The 20,332-nt window shown below is 68.5% G+C and carries 20 protein-coding genes and 1 tRNA gene; 8 read left to right on the top strand and 13 right to left on the bottom strand.

What is annotated here, in order from left to right; genetic code table 11:
* Positions 1-45: 45 nt before the first annotated feature.
* The 9 genes from OG702_RS22570 to galU form a co-directional block, all read right to left on the bottom strand.
* Entirely contained in the window at positions 46-642 is a 597-nt protein-coding gene (locus tag OG702_RS22570; RefSeq protein ID WP_327290730.1) for a TetR/AcrR family transcriptional regulator, read from the bottom strand.
* Between the two features lie 290 nt (positions 643-932).
* Positions 933-1,589: a GTP cyclohydrolase II gene (locus OG702_RS22565; RefSeq protein ID WP_327290729.1), complete on the bottom strand. Its 657-nt coding sequence runs from the start codon at positions 1,587-1,589 to the stop codon at positions 933-935.
* Between the two features lie 362 nt (positions 1,590-1,951).
* Positions 1,952-2,025 (bottom strand) — tRNA-Ala (locus tag OG702_RS22560).
* Between the two features lie 68 nt (positions 2,026-2,093).
* Positions 2,094-3,098 (bottom strand): divisome protein SepX/GlpR, encoded by a 1,005-nt coding sequence (gene sepX / locus OG702_RS22555; protein WP_327290728.1) that lies wholly within the window; start codon positions 3,096-3,098, stop codon positions 2,094-2,096.
* 117 nt (positions 3,099-3,215) lie between these two features.
* Positions 3,216-3,836 (bottom strand): GNAT family N-acetyltransferase, encoded by a 621-nt coding sequence (locus OG702_RS22550; RefSeq protein WP_327293328.1) that lies wholly within the window; start codon positions 3,834-3,836, stop codon positions 3,216-3,218.
* The gene (locus OG702_RS22545; protein ID WP_327290727.1) at positions 3,833-4,366 is read right to left on the bottom strand and encodes a MogA/MoaB family molybdenum cofactor biosynthesis protein; all 534 of its coding nucleotides are present in this window, start codon (positions 4,364-4,366) and stop codon (positions 3,833-3,835) included. The genes OG702_RS22550 and OG702_RS22545 overlap by 4 nt, the downstream gene beginning before the upstream one ends.
* Positions 4,363-4,845 carry a cyclic pyranopterin monophosphate synthase MoaC gene (gene moaC, locus OG702_RS22540; RefSeq protein WP_327290726.1) on the bottom strand — a complete coding sequence of 161 codons (483 nt, stop codon included), beginning with the start codon at positions 4,843-4,845 and terminating at the stop codon, positions 4,363-4,365. The genes OG702_RS22545 and moaC overlap by 4 nt, the downstream gene beginning before the upstream one ends.
* Before the next feature lie 88 nt (positions 4,846-4,933).
* A complete protein-coding gene (gene glp, locus OG702_RS22535; protein ID WP_442814727.1) occupies positions 4,934-6,301 on the bottom strand; it encodes a molybdotransferase-like divisome protein Glp in 1,368 nt (455 codons plus the stop codon).
* A complete protein-coding gene (gene galU / locus OG702_RS22530; protein ID WP_327290724.1) occupies positions 6,262-7,170 on the bottom strand; it encodes a UTP--glucose-1-phosphate uridylyltransferase GalU in 909 nt (302 codons plus the stop codon). Before galU ends, glp begins: the two co-directional genes overlap by 40 nt.
* A gap of 81 nt (positions 7,171-7,251) precedes the next feature.
* Between galU and OG702_RS22525 the strand changes: the two genes are divergently transcribed.
* A complete protein-coding gene (locus OG702_RS22525; protein ID WP_327293327.1) occupies positions 7,252-7,845 on the top strand; it encodes a 5-formyltetrahydrofolate cyclo-ligase in 594 nt (197 codons plus the stop codon).
* Between the two features lie 65 nt (positions 7,846-7,910).
* Here the strand turns inward: OG702_RS22525 and OG702_RS22520 are convergent, their stop codons facing one another.
* Positions 7,911-10,631, bottom strand: coding sequence for a penicillin acylase family protein (locus OG702_RS22520; RefSeq protein ID WP_327290723.1), 2,721 nt, complete (start codon positions 10,629-10,631; stop codon positions 7,911-7,913).
* A 144-nt stretch (positions 10,632-10,775) separates the two neighbouring features.
* Here OG702_RS22520 and OG702_RS22515 point away from each other — a divergent pair, with 144 nt between their 5' ends.
* The 6 genes from OG702_RS22515 to OG702_RS22490 all read left to right on the top strand — a co-directional run bounded on the left by OG702_RS22515 (position 10,776) and on the right by OG702_RS22490 (position 16,617).
* Positions 10,776-12,317 (top strand): potassium/proton antiporter, encoded by a 1,542-nt coding sequence (locus OG702_RS22515; protein WP_327293326.1) that lies wholly within the window; start codon positions 10,776-10,778, stop codon positions 12,315-12,317.
* A gap of 228 nt (positions 12,318-12,545) precedes the next feature.
* Positions 12,546-13,835, top strand: coding sequence for an MFS transporter (locus OG702_RS22510; protein ID WP_327293325.1), 1,290 nt, complete (start codon positions 12,546-12,548; stop codon positions 13,833-13,835).
* Between the two features lie 66 nt (positions 13,836-13,901).
* Positions 13,902-14,228, top strand: a complete 327-nt coding sequence (locus tag OG702_RS22505) for an FmdB family zinc ribbon protein (RefSeq protein WP_327290722.1) — start codon at positions 13,902-13,904, stop codon at positions 14,226-14,228.
* A 102-nt stretch (positions 14,229-14,330) separates the two neighbouring features.
* Positions 14,331-15,188, top strand: coding sequence for an S-methyl-5'-thioadenosine phosphorylase (locus tag OG702_RS22500; RefSeq protein WP_327290721.1), 858 nt, complete (start codon positions 14,331-14,333; stop codon positions 15,186-15,188).
* Between the two features lie 481 nt (positions 15,189-15,669).
* Positions 15,670-16,041 carry a hypothetical protein gene (locus tag OG702_RS22495; protein WP_327290720.1) on the top strand — a complete coding sequence of 124 codons (372 nt, stop codon included), beginning with the start codon at positions 15,670-15,672 and terminating at the stop codon, positions 16,039-16,041.
* A gap of 102 nt (positions 16,042-16,143) precedes the next feature.
* Entirely contained in the window at positions 16,144-16,617 is a 474-nt protein-coding gene (locus OG702_RS22490; RefSeq protein ID WP_327290719.1) for a large conductance mechanosensitive channel protein MscL, read from the top strand.
* Positions 16,618-16,639: 22 nt separating this feature from the next.
* Here OG702_RS22490 and OG702_RS22485 read toward each other — a convergent pair whose 3' ends face one another.
* Entirely contained in the window at positions 16,640-16,945 is a 306-nt protein-coding gene (locus OG702_RS22485; RefSeq protein WP_442814504.1) for a hypothetical protein, read from the bottom strand.
* 113 nt (positions 16,946-17,058) lie between these two features.
* On the opposite strand from OG702_RS22485, the gene OG702_RS22480 reads away from it, so the two are divergent.
* Positions 17,059-18,225, top strand: coding sequence for a PLP-dependent cysteine synthase family protein (locus OG702_RS22480; RefSeq protein WP_327290718.1), 1,167 nt, complete (start codon positions 17,059-17,061; stop codon positions 18,223-18,225).
* 124 nt (positions 18,226-18,349) lie between these two features.
* On the opposite strand, the gene OG702_RS22475 is transcribed toward OG702_RS22480, so the two are convergent.
* Positions 18,350-19,096, bottom strand: coding sequence for a VIT1/CCC1 transporter family protein (locus tag OG702_RS22475; RefSeq protein ID WP_327290717.1), 747 nt, complete (start codon positions 19,094-19,096; stop codon positions 18,350-18,352).
* Positions 19,097-19,262: 166 nt separating this feature from the next.
* The gene (locus tag OG702_RS22470) at positions 19,263-20,258 is read right to left on the bottom strand and encodes a sigma-70 family RNA polymerase sigma factor (RefSeq protein WP_327290716.1); all 996 of its coding nucleotides are present in this window, start codon (positions 20,256-20,258) and stop codon (positions 19,263-19,265) included.
* Positions 20,259-20,332 lie beyond the last annotated feature (74 nt).

Raw genomic sequence — 20,332 nt, 5'->3', positions numbered from 1 at the left:
GTACGCCTCCGGTGACGACCGCATACACGGGACCGTCACGGTGACTTACGACAAGCCGAGGGCAGGGACCACCACGGCGTCGATGAATCTGTGGCTGTACTCAGGGTCGGCGTCGATGCCCTCGAGAATGGGGCGTGCCATCGCGCACCCGAACAGCATGTGGGGGATGTAGTTGCTCGCCGGGTTGTCGGCGGCCAGCTCGCCACGGTCCACGGCGCGCCGCACCAGGACGCGGAAACTGTCCAGCTCCGGTTCGATCAGCAATTCCCGCAGGGCACGGAAAAGGTCTTCGTTCCGGAAGGCGGCATGCGCGAGTCCGCGCATGAGCTCCTGGTCGCGCTTGGACTCGTCCTCGTCGTGGCACCGGATGAGCTCGTGCAGGTCGCCGACGATCGAACCGGTGTCGATGTCCGCGAGCGAGACCGGCTTGGAGTGCCGCAGTGCCGTCGCGACGAGTTCCGGCTTGCCCTTCCACTGACGGTAGAGGGTGGCTTTGCTCGAGCGCGTACGGGCGGCGACGGCGTCCATCGTCAGTGCCTCGTAGCCGACCTCCCGCAGGAGCTCGACCACGGCCTCGTACAGCTCCCGCTCGCGCTCGGGGGTCAGGCGGGTACGACGCCCGGCGGATGCCTGAGCTGTCATGTCCTGTCCTCCGAATCCTCTGCTTGGCGGGCACAGCGTAGGACCGCGTCCTGTGAGCGGCCGCCCTCGCCGGATGCGACGCGCCGAGCCCACCATCGAAACGATGTCGTACACCTAGAGAGTAGACGACCCACGATCGAAACGCCACCGTTTCGATCGTGGGGTCGTATCACTCACCCGCAGCGCAACCGCGCAGACCGCCGGGCGGCACACCCCGACGTACATTGCGCAGGCTTCCGAAAAGTCACCCGTACGGTGCCGCCCAGCACGTCGGGACGACGGCGACCGCCTCAGGCCGGCAGCGCGAGAGTGTGGCCGGTGTGTTCGACCTTGGCCCGCAGGTAGCGGACGTTGGCATCGGAGACGTGCACGCCGGTCGGCACCCGCTCGGCCACCCGCGTACCGAGCCGCGCCAACTGCCGCGCCTTGTCGGGATTGTTGCTCAGCAGCCGGATCGCACCCACCCCGAGCGCGTTCAGCATCTGGGCCGCGGCCGCGTAGTCACGCTCGTCCTCGCCGCGGCCGAGAGCGAGGTTGGCCTCGTACGTGTCCATGCCGTCGTCCTGCAGCGCATAGGCGTCGAGTTTCGCGTAGAGACCGATGCCGCGGCCCTCCTGGCGCAGATAGAGGAGGTAGCCGCCGCGTTCGCCGATACGCTCCAGGGCCTCTCGCAACTGCGGGCCGCAGTCGCAACGCTGGGAGCCGAAGACATCGCCGGTCAGGCACTCCGAATGCGGCCGCACGAGCGGCACCGCCGCGTTCTCGTAGTCACCGATGCCGAGTGCCAGATGTTCCTTGCCGTCGACCAGACCGGTGAACGTGAAGACATCCACGGTGGTCGCCCACCCGTCGGGGAACCGCAGCGGAACCCGCACCTTGGTGCGGACACCAGCGGCGGGCGGTACGACGGACACCGCTGCGGGCACTGGACTTGCGTCTGCCGACATATCGACTCCCTCGTAAGATCTTGAAAACTCAAGCTCTTACGACTGCCGGAATATTTCCGCACCAACGAGTGGCGCACGTCACACGCCCGGCCCAACAGGCGCCTGGCGGGCCCGAATCGCACGCCGGAGATCGCAGCGAGCGGTCCTCACACCAGGCAGACATGCGGCTTGCTCGGCACGGCACAAGATCCCGATGACGGAGGAGATCCACACACCCACTGTCCGAGGCGGCGAAGAAGACACACAGCAGAGGCCCAGAAAGCATCTGTGACGGCACGATCGGAAGTAGTCACCGAACCTCACCGCTATAGGACAAGCAAAAGCCCCTAGCGGATTTCACCACTAGGGGCCTTGAGCTGCGGTGGACCTGAGGGGATTCGAACCCCTGACCCCCTCGATGCGAACGAGGTGCGCTACCGGACTGCGCCACAGGCCCTTGCAACGAAGGAAACTCTAGCATCCCGGCACGGGTGGTCGTGAACGCGATATCGGCTGGCAGGAGGGCTACTCGTTCGCCGCACGCGGGCGGTCCGGGTCCGCGTACTGGTCGAAGAGCGGGGTCCGGGTGGTACGCGGACGGGGATGTCCCGTGGGCGCCACAGGAGGCGCGGTGGGCTCGGGGGAAGGCGTCGTGCCCGACCGGGCCGAGCTCCAGGTGTCGGGCGCGCCGAGGTCGACGCCGCCGCTCGTGCGCGGAGCCACCGGAGCCGTGACATAGGTGGGCAGCGGCACTGGTACGGGGTCCCAGCCGTCGTCGGCCGACTGCTGGGCGCGCTGCTGGTCGACCCACTCGGCGTGGTCCGTCTGCTCGACCAGCGCCCTGCGGTCGGCCGTACGCGGCGACGGCGCGGGCACCACGGGTACGGGCGGCGCGGCGTCCTCGGCGGGCGCGGCAGGCAGCTCGGCACGCCCACGGTCCTGGCGGGCGCGGTCAGGTCGCGCACGCAGGCGCCTGGCGGCTTCCGCGGCATGGCGCTGGTCCAGGCGCACCTCGTAGCGCCGGCGCTCCTGGCGGCGCATCTGCCCGATGTAGACCGTCAGCAGAGCGGCCGGGATCACCGGCGCCCAGAGCAGCGCGACACCGCCCACTGCTGCGGCGACGGCGCCGACGGTGAAGACCAGGAAGAGCATCGTGGTCGTACGGCGTCGCCGGGCCAGCACCTTGGCGCGGGGGTCCGGCCGGGCCGCACCGGGGGCTGCCGTACGGTCGCGGCCGCCGGCGGGGCGCACCTCGGTCGCGGGCACAGCAAGGCCGCGGACGTCAACGACGTCCGCGGGGTCGAGGTCGTCGTCCTCGACGTCGCCGTTACCGGGCTCGACGTTCTCAGCTCGCGCTTTCGCGACACGCCGCTCCATCGCCGCCCGCCCGGACAGCAGCCGGATGGCGGTACTGAAGCGTTCCGTCGGACGCGCTTCGTTGAGCTCGTCCTGCCTACGGAGCCACATCGGCACCAGGTAGGCAGCCCAGGCCCCGACGATGACTGCGTAGATGAGGCCACTACTGCTCACGCGCTACACGGTAGGGGGAACGGAGACACGCCATACGGAATTTGGCCCGGTGTGTCGCACGATCTGGCTGATAAGCCGAGATTTTTTTGCGATAGGCTTCATTTTCGAACAATTGTCTTATTTTTGAGATGCACCGGGCTTCGCCTGACGCCAGCGGCTGAGCAGCCCCTCGGGTACTTCCTCGGCGGTCAGCGCGTAGACCAGGTGGTCACGCCAGCCGCCGTCGATATGGAGATAGCGCGGGCGGAGCCCTTCCTCGCGGAAGCCGAGCTTTTCCGCGACCCGGCGGCTCGGTCCGTTCTCGGGTCGAATGCACACCTCGACGCGGTGCAGTCCGACCCGCCGGAAGCAATGGTCGACGGCGAGCGCGACGGATGTCGGCATCACCCCGCGGCCGGCTACTGCCTCGTCGACCCAGTAGCCGATGTGCGCCGAGCACATCGATCCCCAGGTGATGCCAGCGACGGTGAGTTGGCCGGCCAGGCGGCCCTGGTAGTCGATGACGAACGGCAGCATGCGGCCGGCGCTCGCCTCGTTGCGCAGATGGCGCACCATTTGTCGATATGTGGGCCGCTGCGCGATATGACCGGGCGGCGCGGGCGGCACGGTCGCCTCCCAGGGGCGCAACCAGTCGCGGTTGCGCCGGTTGACTTCACGCCAGGCCCGTTGGTCGCGCATCCTGATCGGGCGGAGGGTGATGTCACCGTCCACCAGTTCCGTCGGCCAGGACCCGTTCAGCTCGGTCTCCCAGGGACTGATGGTTTCGAAGGTGCGGAAGTCGGATGATCGCCGCCCCGAATCTGATCAACGGCGTGCGTCAGCAGAGGGGTGAGCACCGCCAGCCCGTCCTTGACGCCGCCGGTCGACCCGGGGAGGTTCACGACCAAGGTGCGCCCCGCCACCCCGGCGAGACCGCGGGAGAGCGCCGCGGTCGGCACCTTCTCCCGGCCGGCGGCTCGGATCGCCTCCGCGATACCGGGGATCTCGTAGTCCAGCACTTGCCGGGTCACCTCGGGCGTCCGGTCGGTCGGTGAGATCCCGGTGCCCCCGGTGGTGACCACCACGTCGTAACCGGCCGCGGCCGCCGCCCGCAGCGCCTCACCGACGGGCTCACCGTCCAGGACGGCCTGTGGCCCGTCGACGGCGAATCCGAGGTCCTGAAGAGCGGCGACGATCAGCGGCCCGCCGCGATCCTCGTAGACGCCGGCCGCCGCGCGGTTGGACGCGGTCACGGCGAGCGCCCGCATCCCGGTGTGACCGCCGGTCATGACCGGTGCCAGTCGCCGGACTTGCCACCGGTCTTGTCCTCGACCCGCACGTCGGTGATGACCGCCGCCTTGTCGACGGCTTTCACCATGTCGACAACGGTGAGGGCGGCCACGCTGACAGCGGTCAGCGCCTCCATTTCCACGCCGGTGCGCTCGGTGGTCTTCACCGTGGCGATGATCTCCACGGCGTCCTCCGCGACGACAAGGTCGACGGTGACTCCTGAGACGGCCAGCGGGTGGCACAGCGGGACGAGCTCGGGTGTGCGCTTGGCGCCCATGATGCCGGCGATCCTTGCTGTGGCAATTGCGTCGCCTTTGGGCATGCCTGCGCCACGCAACAGTTGAACGACCTCAGGACTGACCAGGACCCGCCCGCTCGCACGGGCGGTGCGTGCGGTCACGTCCTTCGCGGAGACGTCGACCATACGGGCCGCGCCTGCCTCGTCGAGGTGGGGTAGGTGATGCTGCGCGCTGCTCATCGTTCTCCCGGTGCGGTCTCTAGGGCAGACACCGTACCGGCAGCCGCGACTCCCCGCCCCGGGACCCTGCGTGCACCCGGCGGGAGCGCTAGTCCAGCACCACCACATCCACCTCGCTGCCGGCCTCCATCGAGGTCACGGCCTCGGGGACGACGATCAGAGCGTTGGCGTGCGCGAGGGCCGCGACCAGGTGCGATCCGGCGCCGCCTACGGGGGTGACCGAGCCCGACGTCCGGTCGTAGCGGCCGCGCAGGAACTGGCGCCGCCCTTCCGGCGACCCGTCGATCGAGGTCACGCACGCGGCCCGTACGACGTCCCGGTGCACGGATTCGGCGCCCATCAGCGTCCGGATGGCGGGGCGGACGAAGAGTTCGAACGAGACGTAGGCGCTCACCGGATTGCCGGGCAGGGCAAGCAGCGGGATCCGGTCGGGGCCGATCCGGCCGAAGCCCTGCGGTTTGCCCGGCTGCATTGCGAGCTTGCGGAATTCGACGTGCCCGGAACCTCCGCCCGAACTCTCCTCGGTGTCGTTGATCGCACCGCCGAGCGAGGACAGCGCTTCCTTTACGACGTCGTAGGCGCCGACGCTCACACCGCCCGTGGTGACGATGATGTCGGCGCGGACCATCTGGTCCTCGATGGCGGCACGCAGCGTCTCGACCTCGTCGACAACCGCGCCGACGCGAAAGGCGATGGCTCCGGCATCGCGGGCGGCGGCGGTGAGGACGAAGCTGTTGGAGTCGTGGATGCGGCCCGGCAGGAGCTCCTCACCCGGCTGGACCAATTCGCTGCCGGTGGACACGACGACAACTCGCGGGCGGGGCCTGACGGTGACGGTGCCACGGCCGATTGCTGCCAGCAGGCCGATCTGCGGGGGGCCGAGGACCGTGCCGGCAGCGAGCGCGAGCTCGCCCGCCGCGACATCGCTGCCGCGGGCCCGTACGAACTGCCCCTCCTTGGCGCCCTGGTGCACGCGTACCTCGCCGCCGGCGCCGGCCGGGTCGACACTGTGCGCGGCCATGGTGCTGGCCGGTCCGCCGCCGGTGCCGCCGTCGGTCCACTCGACGGGGACGACGGCCTCCGCGCCGGGCGGCAGCGGAGCGCCGGTCATGATCCTGGCGGCCTGACCGGGGCCGACCGCGGGCAGCGCGTCGCTGCCCGCCGCCACATCGCCGATCACTTCGAGGACGGCGGGATGTTCAAGCGTCGCCGCTTCGGTGTCCGCGACACGTACCGCGTAGCCGTCCATGGAGCTGTTCTCGAAGGGGGGCAGCGCCACCGGCACGGTGACGTCCTCGACCAGGACACAGCCCTGGGCTTCGAGCAGTTGCAGCTCGATCGCCTCCAGCGGGGTCAGTTGACCCAGGATGCTGTCCAGGTGTTCGGTGACGGACCACAGCCGGTCGGCGCCATGACTCACTCTTGCATCTCCTCGGTGACGTACGAACGCAGCCAGGCCCGGAAGTCCGGCCCCAGATCTTCACGCTCGCATGCCAGTCGGACAATCGCACGGAGGTAGTCGCCACGGTCGCCGGTGTCGTACCGGCGGCCGGTGAAGACGACGCCGTGTACGGGGCCGCCGGCGTCGTCCCGGTGGCAGAGGTCGCGCAGCGCGTCGGTCAGCTGGATCTCGTCGTTCCGGCCGGGAACGACCTTCCTGATGGCGTCGAAGATCGCCGGGTCCAGGACGTATCGGCCGATGATCGCGTAATTGGACGGCGCCTGTTCTGGCTCAGGCTTCTCGATCAGATCGGTGACTCGTACGACATCACTGTCGGTGGTGGGCACTATGGCAGCGGCACCGTAGAGGTGGATCTGCTCGGGTGCGACCTCCATGAGTGCGATCACGCTGCCGCCGTACTGCGCCTGCACGTCGATCATCCGGGCGAGCAGCCGGTCGCGGGGGTCGATCAGGTCGTCGCCGAGGAGCACGGCGAACGGCTGGTCCCCCACGTGCGGTTCCGCACACAGCACCGCATGGCCCAGGCCCTTCGGGTCGCCCTGGCGCACGTAGTGCATGGTGGCCAAGTCGCTCGACTCGCGCACCCTCGCGAGCCGGGACTTGTCACCCTTGCGGGTGAGCGTCTCCTCCAGCTCGTAGTTGCGGTCGAAGTGATCTTCCAGCGGGCGCTTGTTACGACCGGTGATCATAAGAACGTCGGACAACTGCGCCGAGACGGCTTCCTCGACCACGTACTGGATCGCCGGTTTGTCCACCACAGGGAGCATCTCCTTGGGTGTGGCCTTCGTCGCCGGCAGGAAGCGGGTGCCGAGGCCGGCTGCTGGGATCACAGCCTTGCTGATCCGGGTACGTGTCTGCGTCATGCGCTACACCATAGCGTTCGCCTATGCGCGGAAGATGAGGTACCGATCCATCACAGCTGGTATACAACGGTCGTGGATGGTATGAGCGGGATTCGGACGCAGAAAGCGAAGCTCCGGGCACAAATCCTGCGCACCAGAGCAGCGTTGACCGCCGACGAGCGTGAGGCCGCGGCAGCCGCGCTGATGGAGAGGGTACGCGCCCTGCCTGGTCGCCCTGACACGGCGACCGTTGCCGCGTACGTCTCCATGGGCACGGAACCCGGCACACGCCCTCTCATCGGCGCCATGCAGAACGCGGGGAGCCGCGTGCTGCTGCCGGTCCTACTGCCCGACAACGACCTGGACTGGGCCGAATACCGCAGCCCCGACGCCCTGGTACGCACCGAACGCGGGCTGTTCGAGCCGACGGGCCCGCGGCTCGGGCCTGACGCCGTCACGCAGGCCCGGCTGATATTGCTGCCCGGTCTTGCCGCGGACGCTCACGGAGTGCGCCTGGGCCGCGGCGGCGGCTCGTACGACCGCGTGCTCGATCGCGTCGAGAGAGCCGGCACGCGCCCCGAGGTCGTCGTACTTCTCTACGCGCACGAGGTGATCGCGTCGGTTCCGAAGGAACCGCACGACCACCTCGTGGACGCCGCGATCACCCCTGAGGGGCTGCATCGCTTTCGCTCGTGACGTCTGCCGTCGCAGTGACCCGGCATCCGGGCAGATCTGCGATTCCCCGCACCATGTACGCCGGGTTACGGGGTCAGCGCCATCTTTGCCTTGGCTTCCTGGTCCACGCGCTCATCGGAGAAATACCAGGGCAAGAGCTCGTTGTCGGCCCATTTCTGGGTCTGGTCGGTGTAGTGCGGGTCGTATGCGTGGCCTGAGGCCCCGGTGAGGTTGATCCACCTGGACTTGTCGAAGTCCTGGAGGTTGACGATCATCCGCATGGAGGGCACCCAGTTGACGTCGTATCCGCCCGCCGCGTTCCAGCCGGTCGCGTCCACCGCGGCCTCGCCGCCGCTGAGCTGCCACGGACCTCGGTTGAGTAGCCACTTGATCACGCCCGGGCCGTCCGTGCCGAGGGTCTGGTTCTTCAGGTCGAGCTTGTGCAACCGACCCCAGCTCCAGGTGTTTATGTCCTTGCCCAGATTCGCGGTGAGCTCATAGCGGGCGTCCTTCATGGCCTGCTCGAGCAATTCGTCACGGGTGCTGTGGTGGGCCTTGTTCGTGTCCGTGCCGAAGAAGGCGGTGGTGGACATCGTCCACCAGGCGTTGGTCTGGTCGGGGAGGATGTCGCGCATCACCTCGAACCAGCGGTCACCGCCGTCCGGCTGCGCCTCGGCAGGGTCGCGCTCGCCGCATTCCTCGACGGTGTCGACACCCTTGCCGTCGAGATTGTCGACCGGCCCTGTCTGGCCGACGGGTGGCACCCGCAAGCACTGGCCCTCGGGGCGCAGCTCCTTCGGCAGCTTGTTGCCGAAGGCGAGCTTCAGCACATTGCGCCACACTGCGTTGAAATACGCAGCGGCGGCGGAGTCGGCGTCCTGGTTGTAGTCCCAGCCTTCGAGCAGTTTCTGTGCGTTACGCACATAACTGTTCTTGTCGTTAGAAATGTCGACTTTCAGGAGGTACGGAACGAGCAGCTTGGCGATCTCGCTGCTGTCGTCGCCCTGCATCGCCTGCATGTCGTCCATCGAGACCTTGCCGCCGTCCTTGATCTTGGAGGCGATGAGGTCGTTGATGCGCTGGCTGCGGGTGCCGTATCCCCAGTCCTGGGTGAGCAGGAACGGATACTTGCTCTGGTCGATGACCGCCTGATTCGCCGTCACGATGTACCCGCGAGGGGGGTTGTACTCGTACGGCATGGACTTGAACGGGATGCTCTTCTTTTCCCAGTCGTAGTGCGAGTCCCAGCCGGGCACCGGATAGGTGCCGTCGTCGTCGGTCGCGCGGATCGGCACCTGCCCGGGTGCCTGGTAACCGATGTTGCCCTTGACGTCGGCGTAGATCAGATTCTGCGACGGGACCGCGAAGTCGGCCGCGGCGTCACGGAAGTGGTCGAAGTCGGTCGCCCTGTCGAGTTCGAAGACGGCATCCATGGTCTTCGAAGGAGTGAGTGCCGTCCATTTGAGGGCGACCGCGTATCCGGCGTTGACACCGCCGGGGGCATCCGTGACTGGTGCGGTCTGCCCCACGTCACGGATCTCGTCGCTACGGTCGGAGATGAGCGGACCGTTGTTGGTGCTCCGTACGGTGATCACGCGGTTCTTGCCGCCCGCGACCTTGATGACTTCCTTGCGCGTCGTGAACGGCTTCTGCTTGCCATCGACGAGGTAGGTGCTCGCGGTCACCTTCTCCAGGTAGAGATCGGTGACGTCCGCTCCCAGGTTGGTCATGCCCCAGGCGATGTCCTGGTTGTGGCCTATGACGACTCCAGGCATACCGGAGAAGGTGTAGCCGACCACGTCGTAAGGACAGGCGTTGTTCACCGTGCGGCAGTGCAGACCCATCTGGTACCACAGCGAGGGCAATTGCGGCGCCAGGTGCGGGTCGTTGGCCAACAGCGGTTTGCCCGTGGTGGTGTAGGCGCCGGACACCACCCACGAGTTGGAGCCGATGCCGCTACCGGTCGGGCCGAGCATCGCCGGCATCTGGTCGATGATCTGCGAGATGCCCGCGAGCTGGCTGTCGACGGTGCTGCTCAGCCCCTGCGGACCGGACGAGTTCGCCGGGGCGTAGTCACCGGTGACCGAGTCGACGGAGCCCGCGTCGACGATCGGCTGATTCCGGTCGTAGGGGTAGGCGGGATAGAGCTGCTTGATCTGCGCCTGGCTGAGGCGGCTCGTCATGAGCGCACGATCGATTTCGTCCTGCATGTTGCCGCGCAGATCCCACGCCATCGCCTTGAGCCAGGCCACCGAGTCGACGGGCGTCCACAGCTCAGGCTTGTAGTGGTTGGTGAGCTTCAGCGCTGCGTACTCGACGGAGAGGGCGGCGCCACTGTGGTCGTTGAGGTATGCGTTGACGCCGTCACTGTAGGCCTTCAGGTACTCCTTGGTGGTGGCGTCGAGCTTGGTGTTGTACTCCTCCTGCGCGATGCCGTGCCAGTTCAGGGTGCGCAGGAAGGCGTCCGTCTCGACCTGCCCCTTGCCGAACATCTCCGACAGCCGCCCCGACGTGAGATGGCGGCGCACGTCCATCTCGTAGAAGCGGTCCTGCGCCTGGACGTAGCCCTGGGCGCGGAAGAGGTCCTGCGGGGTGTCCGCGTAGATCTGCGGGATGCCGTAGGCGTCACGCTTGACGTCGACCGGCGCGGACAGACCGTCGAGCTTGAGCGAGCCGGATGTCTGTGGGAACGAGGCACGCACCGTACTGACGCTCCAGTACGAGCCGAAGCCGATGCCCGCCACGAGCAGCAGCACGATCGTGATCACGATGTAGCGGACGCGGCGGGACTTCTTCCGTGCGGGCATCGCTGTCCTTCGAGGGGCAGGGCGGACCAGATGATCAAGGTGCTCGTTGTGCAAGGGCAACCATAGGCGCATGCCTTGTGGGGCCAGGACTCGGAGTCCGGCCAGCCATAAGGTGGACCATGCAACGTCAAGAGAAGGTAAAATATTAGACTAGGCAACAAAGTTGAAAGGATCGGGCCCCTGACTGTCCACCACCTGAATGAGATCCTGCTGGTCGGCGCGGCAGTGCTGCTCGTCGCCGTCGTGGCCGTCCGCCTGGCCTCCAGGAGCGGCTTGCCGACCCTGCTCATCTATCTCGGCATCGGCGTCGCCATCGGACAGGACGGCGTGTTCGGCTTCACCTTCGACGACGTCGAGCTGACCCAAGTGCTCGGCTACGCCGCACTTGTGGTGATCCTCGCCGAGGGCGGACTCGGTACGAAGTGGCATGAGATCAAACCGGTGATGCCCATCGCCGCCGTCCTGTCGACGGTCGGCGTCCTTGTGAGCGTGTTCATCACCGCTGGCGCGGCACATTACGCGGTGGGGCTCGACTGGCGGCAGTCGCTGATCATCGGAGCGGTGGTGTCGTCGACCGACGCCGCCGCGGTGTTCTCCGTGCTGCGCAATGTGTCGCTGCCCAAGCGGGTGACCGGGGTGCTGGAGGCCGAGTCCGGATTCAACGACGCGCCCGTCGTGATCATGGTTGTCGCTTTCTCCGCGACCGGGCCCATCGACTCCTGGTACTACCTGCTCGGCGAGATCCTCCTTGAACTGACGATCGGGGCCGCCGTCGGGCTCGCCGTGGGCTGGGTCGGCGCCTACGGGCTCAAGCACGTCGCCCTCCCGGCTTCCGGCCTCTACCCGATTGCCGTGATGGCCATCGCGGTGGCTGCCTACGCGGCCGGCGCCATGGCGCACGGCTCCGGCTTTCTCGCCGTCTACATCGCCTCGCTCATTCTCGGTAATGCGAAGCTCCCACACCGGCCGGCGACCCGGGGCTTCGCGGAGGGGCTGGGCTGGATCGCCCAGATCGGCCTGTTCGTGCTGCTCGGCTTGCTGGTGACGCCGCACGAGTTGGGTGACGACGTCGTGCCCGCTCTGATCATCGGCCTGTTCCTCACCGCGCTCGCACGGCCCGCGGAGGTCGTGATCAGCCTGTTGCCCTTCCGCATCCCGTGGCGCGAACAGGCGCTGATGTCGTGGGCGGGGCTGCGCGGGGCGGTACCGATCGTTTTGGCCACCATCCCGATGGTCACCGGGGTGGGTGACAGTCGCAGGATCTTCAATATCGTCTTCGTACTGGTGATTTTCTACACCCTGGTGCAGGGCCCGACGCTGCCGTGGCTGGCGCGGCGGCTCCATCTCGGCGCGGGCAGCGGCCCGGCGGATCTGGGTATCGAATCGGCGCCTCTCGAGCGGCTGCGCGGTCATCTGCTCTCCGTGGCCATTCCGGAGGGTTCGCGTATGCACGGCGTCGAGGTGAACGAGTTGCGGCTTCCGACCGGGTCCGCGGTCACCCTCGTCGTGCGAGACGGCGCCAGCTTCGTGCCCCTGCCGTCGACGACCCTGCGGCGGGGTGACGAGCTGCTCGTCGTCGCCACCGACCCGGTGCGGGACGCCGCGGAGGACCGTCTGCGGGCCGTCGGACGCGGTGGCAAGCTCGCGGGCTGGCTCGGGCAGCGCGAAGGGCAACGCCAGGTGTGAAAACGCCAGGGTGAAGGAGCGATCGGACCAGGACGAGGCGCCGGCAAAGCCGCGTAGCATGGTGCGGTATTTGTCGAGCACAACCTCTGTCTGACGCAGAGCCGGCGCGGAACACCGCGCTGAGCGGACGGCTCTCGGCGTGATGGCACGGCTTTGCACCGCCACCGCGCTACCAGACAGCAGAAAGACCAGGCTGTGGCATCCACGGTGCCCACCTCCCCGTCCACCTTGCCTTCCCCGGAGGACAGCACTGCCCGAGCGCCGGGTTACCGGCAACTGCTGGGCACGCCGGGAGTATGGGCGTTCGTCCTCCCGGGGTTCGCCGCACGGCAGCCCTTCGCGATGCTCACGATCAGCATCGTGCTCCTCGTTGAACACACCACAGGCTCCTTCGGGACGGCCGGAGCCGTTGCGGCGGTGACGGGCGTGGCCATGGCGGTCTGCTCGCCGCGTGGCGGCCGACTGGCCGACCGGTTCGGGCAGCGCGCAGTCCTGGTGCCCGGCATCGCCTTGCATGCCGCCTCCGTCAGCGCTCTAGTGGCGCTTGGACTGGCGCACGTGCCCGTCTGGGTGCTCTTCGCGGCGGCGGTGCCGACCGGGGCGACCGTGCCGCAGATCGGACCGATGGTGCGTTCGCGCTGGGCCGTGACCCTGGACGGCCTCTCTCCCGGCAGGTCGCCGCTCATGCAGACCGCGGCGGCCTTCGAATCGGTGACCGACGAGTTCACCTTCGTCATCGGACCGGTTCTCGCCACGGCACTGTGCACGGGAGTGCACCCGGCGGCCGGGCTCATCGCCGAGGCAGCGCTGACGCTTGCGGGAGGAAGTCTTTTCGCTGTGCAACGGAAGACCGCCCCCGTCCCGCACCGCATGGGCGCAGGCAGCGCTCGGCGCAGCGCGTCGGCGTTGTCCATCCCTGGCGTCCGCGCGCTGGTCATCGCGTTCCTCGGCATCGGTGCCGTTTTCGGCGGCATGCAGGTGTCGATCACCGCATTCACCAAGGAAGCCGGTCACCCGGGCCTCAGCGGCGTGGTCTACGGCATCTTCGCGGCGGCCAACATGCTGGCGGGCGTGGTCTACGGCGCCGTCACATGGCGACGCAGCCCCCGCCTGCGCCTGCTGGCCGCATACACGGCATTGGCACTCGCCTGCGGGCCACTGTGGGCCGTGCAAGCCCTGCCGGTGCTCGGCGTACTCGGCCTGGTGGTCGGGCTGTGCATCGCGCCGGCGCTGATCACCGGCTACACCTTGGTAGACGCGCTGGTGCCGTCCTCCGCTCGGACCGAGGCCTTTACCTGGCTGACAGGCGCCGTCGCGCTCGGGCAGGCGGCAGCGGTCACCGTCGCGGGTCTGCTGGCCGATCGCGCTGGAGCGCATGCCGGCTTCACCGTGCCCCTGACCGGCACAGTCGTCGCGCTCGTGATGCTCGTGGGGCTGCGCCGCCACCTGGTGCCGGGGCAGCGGGGTGTAGTGGCGTCGGGTGTGATCGGTCACCGTCGGGGGGTCACGGTGGACTGACGCACGGAAATGCTGCACTATTGAGCGTCGTTAGCACTCATTGAGTGAGAGTGCCAGGAGGAGCTAGTGCCGACGTATCAGTACCAGTGCACCGAGTGCGGCGAGGGCCTTGAGGTGGTGCAGAAGTTCAGCGATGACGCGCTGAGCGTGTGCCCCAACTGCAGCGGACGACTGCGCAAGGTGTTCTCCGCCGTGGGCGTGGTCTTCAAGGGCTCCGGCTTCTACCGGACCGACAGCCGCAGCTCCTCGTCCAGCACCGCGCCTGCTGCCAAAACCGGCAGTGCGGGCGCGGACAGCAAGTCGGGGGGAAGCTCGGCATCGGGCTCGTCCGAGTCCTCCTCGTCGAGCTCGTCCGGCTCGTCGTCCACGTCGAGCAGTTCGTCGGCCGCCTGAGGCCATTGGCAACGAACTGCCGCATCCGCTGAACCCTACGAACCTCCGTCGCTTGGACGACGGGGGTTCGTCGTGTTCCCCGCCCGGCCTAAGGTGATCATCATGGTGCAGAGCAGCGACGCGACCCAGGAGCAGGCCGAGATCGGCGTGATCGGCGGGTCGGGCTTCTATTCATTCCTAGACGACGTGACCGAGATCACGGTCGACACCCCCTACGGGCCGGCCAGCGACTCCCTCTTCCTCGGAACCGTCTCCGGCCGCCGGGTGGCGTTCCTGCCCCGGCACGGCCGCGACCATCACCTGCCACCGCACAAGATCAACTACCGGGCGAACCTGTGGGCGCTGCGCTCAGTCGGAGTCCGTCAGGTCCTCGGCCCGTGCGCGGTCGGCGGCCTGCGCGCCGAGTACGGTCCCGGCACCTTGCTCGTGCCCGACCAGCTCGTGGACCGTACGAAATCGCGAGCGCAGTCGTACTTCGACGGAGAGGCCCGGTCGGACGGCCAGGTGCCCAATGTCGTGCACGTGACATTCGCCGACCCTTACTGCCCGGTAGGCCGGAAGGTCGCGGTGAACACAGCTCGGGCGACCGGGTGGGAAGCCGTGGCCGGCGGGACCCTTGTCGTTGTGGAAGGACCTCGCTTCTCCACCCGCGCGGAATCGTTGTGGCACGCGGCCCAGGGCTGGTCGGTGGTCGGTATGACCGGTCACCCCGAGGCGGTCCTGGCTCGGGAGCTCGGCCTCTGCTACACGTCCCTGACGCTGGTCACCGACCTCGACGCGGGTGCGGACACCGGCGAGGGCGTCGCCCATGAGGAAGTCCTGGAGGTCTTCGCGGCGAACGTGGGGCGCATGCGGGACGTGCTCTTCGAGGTGATCGGAGCGCTGCCCGGCAACGACGAGCGCAAGTGCCTGTGCGTGGAGGCGCTGGGCGGACAGGATCCGGGCATCACGCTGCCGTAACCGGCGGCCGCCTCGGCGTCCACCTGGACCTGGAGCAGGCTGACGATTCCGCAGTTATCCACAGGTGCGGAGTTATCCACAGGGGCCGGCCGCGGTGCCTTCGATCTGCGCGATGGTGGGGGCATCGACCGAATATCCGGTCGATGCCCCTTCCATCCGGTGGTGATTCCTCATGCGGACATCCGCGCCCGCCCCAGTTCCGGCCGCTGCTTCCGGACGCTTCGATCTCTCCCTTTTCTCACGGCCGGCCGCCGCTCAGCCAGAGCCGCCACCGTCCTCGTCTCTGGCCGCCCCGGAGCCGTACACGCCTCCTCGCTGCACGGTCCCCCTCTTCCCTCCGATCAGGGCCGGAAGACGCGGTGGCCGGCGTCTGTTCCCCCGCCCGTCTCGGCTCAGGCGCAGGCCCCTCGTGGTCGGCCTTGCCGTGGTGGCTGCCGCTTTGGCGGTGTCGGCAACCCATGGCTCCCCGCCGCATAGGCCGGTGACCGTACGAGATCCCGCGACGCATGCTCCGGCGGCGGGCCGTGGAGTCCGCGACGCCGCAGACGAGATCGTCAAGGCGCCGGTGCGGATCACCGATGCGGCCGCGGTACGGCTGCTGCAGCCTGGTGACCGGGTGGACGTGCTCGCAGCCGCGCGGGTGGTGGCGTCCGCGGTGCCCGTGGTCGCCGTTCCGGAGCAGCCCGATGGGCAGGTCGCGCCCGCCGCCTCGGCGGAAAGCGACCTGCCGTCCGCCGCCCCGGACGCCGGAACCGCGGGTGGAGCACTGGTCGTCCTCGCCGTGCCCCGACGTATCGCAGCCGCACTGTCCGGCGCCGCCGTGTCGTCGCCGCTGGCGGTGTCACTGTGCTGAATCACCCCTTCGTGAAAGGCGATTGGACAGGTCGACCCCGGATTGCCTTCTATAGCGGAATTGTCCATTCCGCTAGGCCGGCAGCAGGGAAGAGGAACGTCAATGAGCAGCGCGGGCAAGCGGAGCCTGCTGGCGGACCTCAAGGAATTCGTCTTGCGGGGGAACGTGATCGACCTGGCGGTCACGATCGTTATCGGGGCCGCGTTCAGCAGCGTCGTGAATTCCGTGGACAACGGACTCATCAACCCGTTGGTTGGTGCCTTCGGTACGAAGGACCGCGCTGGCTATTCGTCCTGTCCCAAGGGCCCATGCGGGGTCAACGACAAGGGCGACGTAACCAACGGTATCCACATCCTGTGGAGTTCTGTGCTGAGCGCGGCGCTCACGTTCCCGATCACCGCCGCGCTCGTGTACTTCCTGATGGTGCTTCCGATGGCCCGCTACCTGGCGCGTCGCGCGGCACGGCATCGGCCGGTGGAGGAAGTGGAACCGGTGTCAGAGGAGGCGGAGGAGACCATGGTGCTTCACGACATCCGCGACGCGCTGGTGGCTCCACGATCGGGTGGCACGGGCTGATCGCAGAAGGGACCGCGCGGATTCAGAGGTGGTGCGGCGGCTTCTCGCTGAGGAAGCGCGTGAAGTCGTCGTCCCCCGAGCCCGCCGCTGATTCACCCCAGCCGCGATCGGTGTCGTCCGAGGACGGGCGGTCTAGTGGGTCGTCGAAGACGAGCCCGGTGGTCGCGGGTGTCGCACGCGGCGCTGCCGCGGCATCGGCCGGCGCCTCCGACCGGTCAGCCGAGGGATCTGGCAGGCCATCGGAGTCGGATCCGGATCCGGTGCGCGCACCGGGGTCGGCGGACCCGCCTGTGGCTGAGGTGGGCTCGGAGTCCGCGACGCTGCTCATGCCGCAAGCGTACGGTGCCACGCCAGGTCGCCGGGCCGCCCCGGCACCCAAGCGAGTGGGGGGAGATACCCCAAGTGTCCGTTTGACGCAGCAGGACGGATATACCTGGCCCCATGCACGCACCAGAACCACCACAGCAGGCCGGCGCTCCTCCCCATCCGCTGACGGAGGCGGACGTCGACCGAAGCGACCCCGCGTACCGCCGCTGGTTGAGCGAGGCCGTGGGGAAGGTCCAGGCGGACGCGAACCGGTCCGCCGATACCCATTTGCTGTCCGTGCCGCTGCCGACGCAGTGGGGAATCGACCTCTATCTGAAGGACGAGTCGACCCACCCGACCGGGTCCCTGAAGCACCGCCTGGCCCGTTCGCTGTTCCTGTACGCCCTGTGCAACGGCTGGATCCGCCCGGGGCGGCCGGTGATCGAGGCGTCCAGTGGGTCGACGGCAGTGTCGGAGGCCTATTTCGCGCGGCTGATCGGTGCCCCCTTTGTGGCCGTGATGGCCCGCGGGACCGTGCAAGCGAAAGTGGATCTCATCGAGTTCCACGGTGGCCGATGCCATCTGGTGGACGACCCGGGCCAGGTGTACGGGGCGGCGACCCGGCTGGCGGCAGAGACCGGCGGCCACTACATGGACCAGTTCACGTACGCGGAGAGGGCGACGGACTGGCGAGGCAACAACAACATCGCCGAGTCGATCTTCCGCCAGTTGGCGGCCGAACGTCACCCGGTGCCGGCTTGGATCGTGGCGACCGCGGGGACCGGGGGGACGTCGGCGACTCTCGCCAGGTATGTACGTTATGCGCAGGCGACCACCGGCATCTGCGTGGCGGATCCGGAGAATTCGGCGTTCTTCCCGAGCTGGCGGGACGGCGACCCGACGGCCACCACCGCCACCGGCTCGCGGATCGAGGGGATCGGCCGCCAGCGCGTGGAGCCGAGTTTCGTGCCGGGCGCCATCGACCGCATGATGCGGGTCCCGGACGCGGCGTCGATCGCGAGCGTGCGGGTCCTTGAACGACTGCTCGGCCGCCGCGCGGGTGCTTCCACCGGCACGGGGCTGTGGGCCGCGTTCCGGATCATCGCGGAGATGCGCACGCGCGGCGAGCACGGCAGCGTCGTCGGGCTGCTGTGCGACCCGGGTGAGCGCTATCTGGAGAAGTACTACGCGGACGGCTGGCTCGCGGCACAGGGCATCGACATCGCGCCCTACGTGGAGCGGCTCGAGGGGTTCTTGGTCACCGGCTTGCTGGAACCCGCGGGGTCGCCGGGCACCCCCTGAGTCGGGCACGGCAGGCCGACGGTGGTGGTCCGGAGGTGGCCCCGCTCACCGAGGTGGTCGGCGTGGCCGGGTTCCCGGCTACGGATACCAGTGCGGGCCGGCGGTGCGCAGGCCGGCGGCCCGTTCAGACGCCTGCCGCACCGAGCAGTAGGCCCACCGCGTAGGTCACGGCCATAGCGATCGCGCCGCCGGCCACGTTGCGCGCGATGGCGGGGCGTGCTGGTGCGTTCCCGAGCCGGGCACTGATCCAGCCGCAGGCGGTCAGCGCGGCCAGCACGGAGAGCACGGTGACTGTCAGTCGCCATTCGTGCGGTGGCAGCACGATGGCCAACAGGGGCAGCAGCGCGCCCGCGGTGAAGGAGATGAAGCTGGCCCAGGCGGCGTGCCAGGGGTTGGCGAGCACGTCCGGGTCGATGCCGAGTTCGACGCGGGCGTGTGCGCCGAGGGCGTCGCGGGCGGTCAGTTGCTCGGCGACCTGGTGTGCCAGGTCGTGGGTGATGCCGAGGCCCTCCAGCAACCCGGTGAGCTCTTCCAGCTCGGCCTGTGGAGTGGAGGCGAGTTCTTCGCGCTCCAGGGCGAGGGCGGCCTGCTCGGAGTCCCGCTGGGTGCTCACCGACACGTACTCCCCCGCGGCCATCGACAGCGACCCCGCCATCAGCCCGGCCAGCCCCGCGGTCAGGAGCGCCGATCGTGAGCTGGTGGCGCCGGCGACACCCACGACCAGGCCTGCGGTGGAGACGATGCCGTCGTTGGCTCCGAGGACGGCGGCGCGAAGCCAGTTCAGCCGGGTGCTCAGCCCTTCGTGGTGCGGCTCGTCGGGGTGCGGCCGCGGGCCGCCTCCCGCCTCGGCGTCGACGCTGTCGTCAGTCATGTCAGGAAGAGTCTCACCCCCTCTGGCCGGGCAGGTCGAGCGGCACCCGTGTGGTGAATCCGGCCGGGCGGGGTGGGCGGGACAGGCCGAACCCCGGCGCGGGGGGGATGCACCGGGGTCCGGGTATGTGGGGCCGGTCCGTATGCGGACCAGCGTTGTGGAATTGTCAGGCGGCTTCGTAGTCCAGGCCGGTCGCGCGGGCCATCCGCTTGAGATCGGCGAGCGCGTGCTTTTCGATCTGGCGGATGCGTTCGCGGGTCAGACCGTGCTCCTTGCCGACCTCGGTCAAAGTGCGCTCGCGGCCGTCCACGATGCCGTAGCGGGCCCGGATGATGGAGGCGGTGCGGTCATCGAGCCGGTCGATCAGTCCGTCCAGCTCCTCTCGGCGCAGCATCACCAGCACCGAGTCCTCCGGGGACGGCGCTGCGCCGTCCTCGACCAGGTCACCGAATTCGGTCTCGCCCTCGGCGTCCACCGACATATTCAGCGACACCGGATCACGTGCCCAGTCCAGCACGTCCGAAACGCGTTCCGGAGTAGATGCCAGTTCCTTGGCGATCTCGGCGGGCTCGGCATCGCGGCCATGCTCGCGGTTGAACTCGCGCTGCACGCGCCGGATCCGGCCCAGCTCCTCGACCAGGTGTACCGGCAGCCTGATGGTGCGGGACTGGTCGGCGATGGACCTGGTGATGGCCTGCCTGATCCACCACGTCGCGTAGGTGGAGAACTTGAAGCCCTTGGCGTAGTCGAACTTCTCAACGGCGCGGACAAGGCCGGCGTTCCCCTCCTGGATCAGGTCGAGCAGCGGCAGACCGCTGCGGGGGTAGCGTCGGGCGACGGCCACGACGAGCCGCAGGTTGGAGCGGATGAAGACGTCCTTGGCGTTCTCGCCCGCGGCCACCAGGGCCTCGAGCTCTTCGCGGCCGATGTCGCCACCCGCACCCGCGGGCAGTTCGGGGTCGGCGGCGAGGATACGCTCGGCGTAGACGCCTGCTTCGATGTCCCTGGACAGTTCGACCTCGCGGGCGGCGTCGAGCAGCGGCGTACGCGCGATCTCGTCCAGGTACATGCCGACGAGGTCGCGGTCGGCTACTTCCCCGCCTGCGGCGCGAACGCTGCTGGTCCCGCCTGCGTGACGACGGGCGACGGCACGGGTTGCCATGCGTGCTCCCTTTACGAAGGTGCGGTCGGTCTCTGTCGGACCAGGTGCGGTCACAGTCGGTGCGTGGAGTTGCT

Origin of the sequence: Streptomyces sp. NBC_01198, assembly GCF_036010485.1 — a bacterium.
Classification (GTDB): Bacteria; Actinomycetota; Actinomycetes; order Streptomycetales; family Streptomycetaceae; genus Actinacidiphila.
The sequence above is the reverse complement of the archived record's forward strand: the minus strand, read 5'-3'. Positions and strand labels throughout refer to the sequence as shown.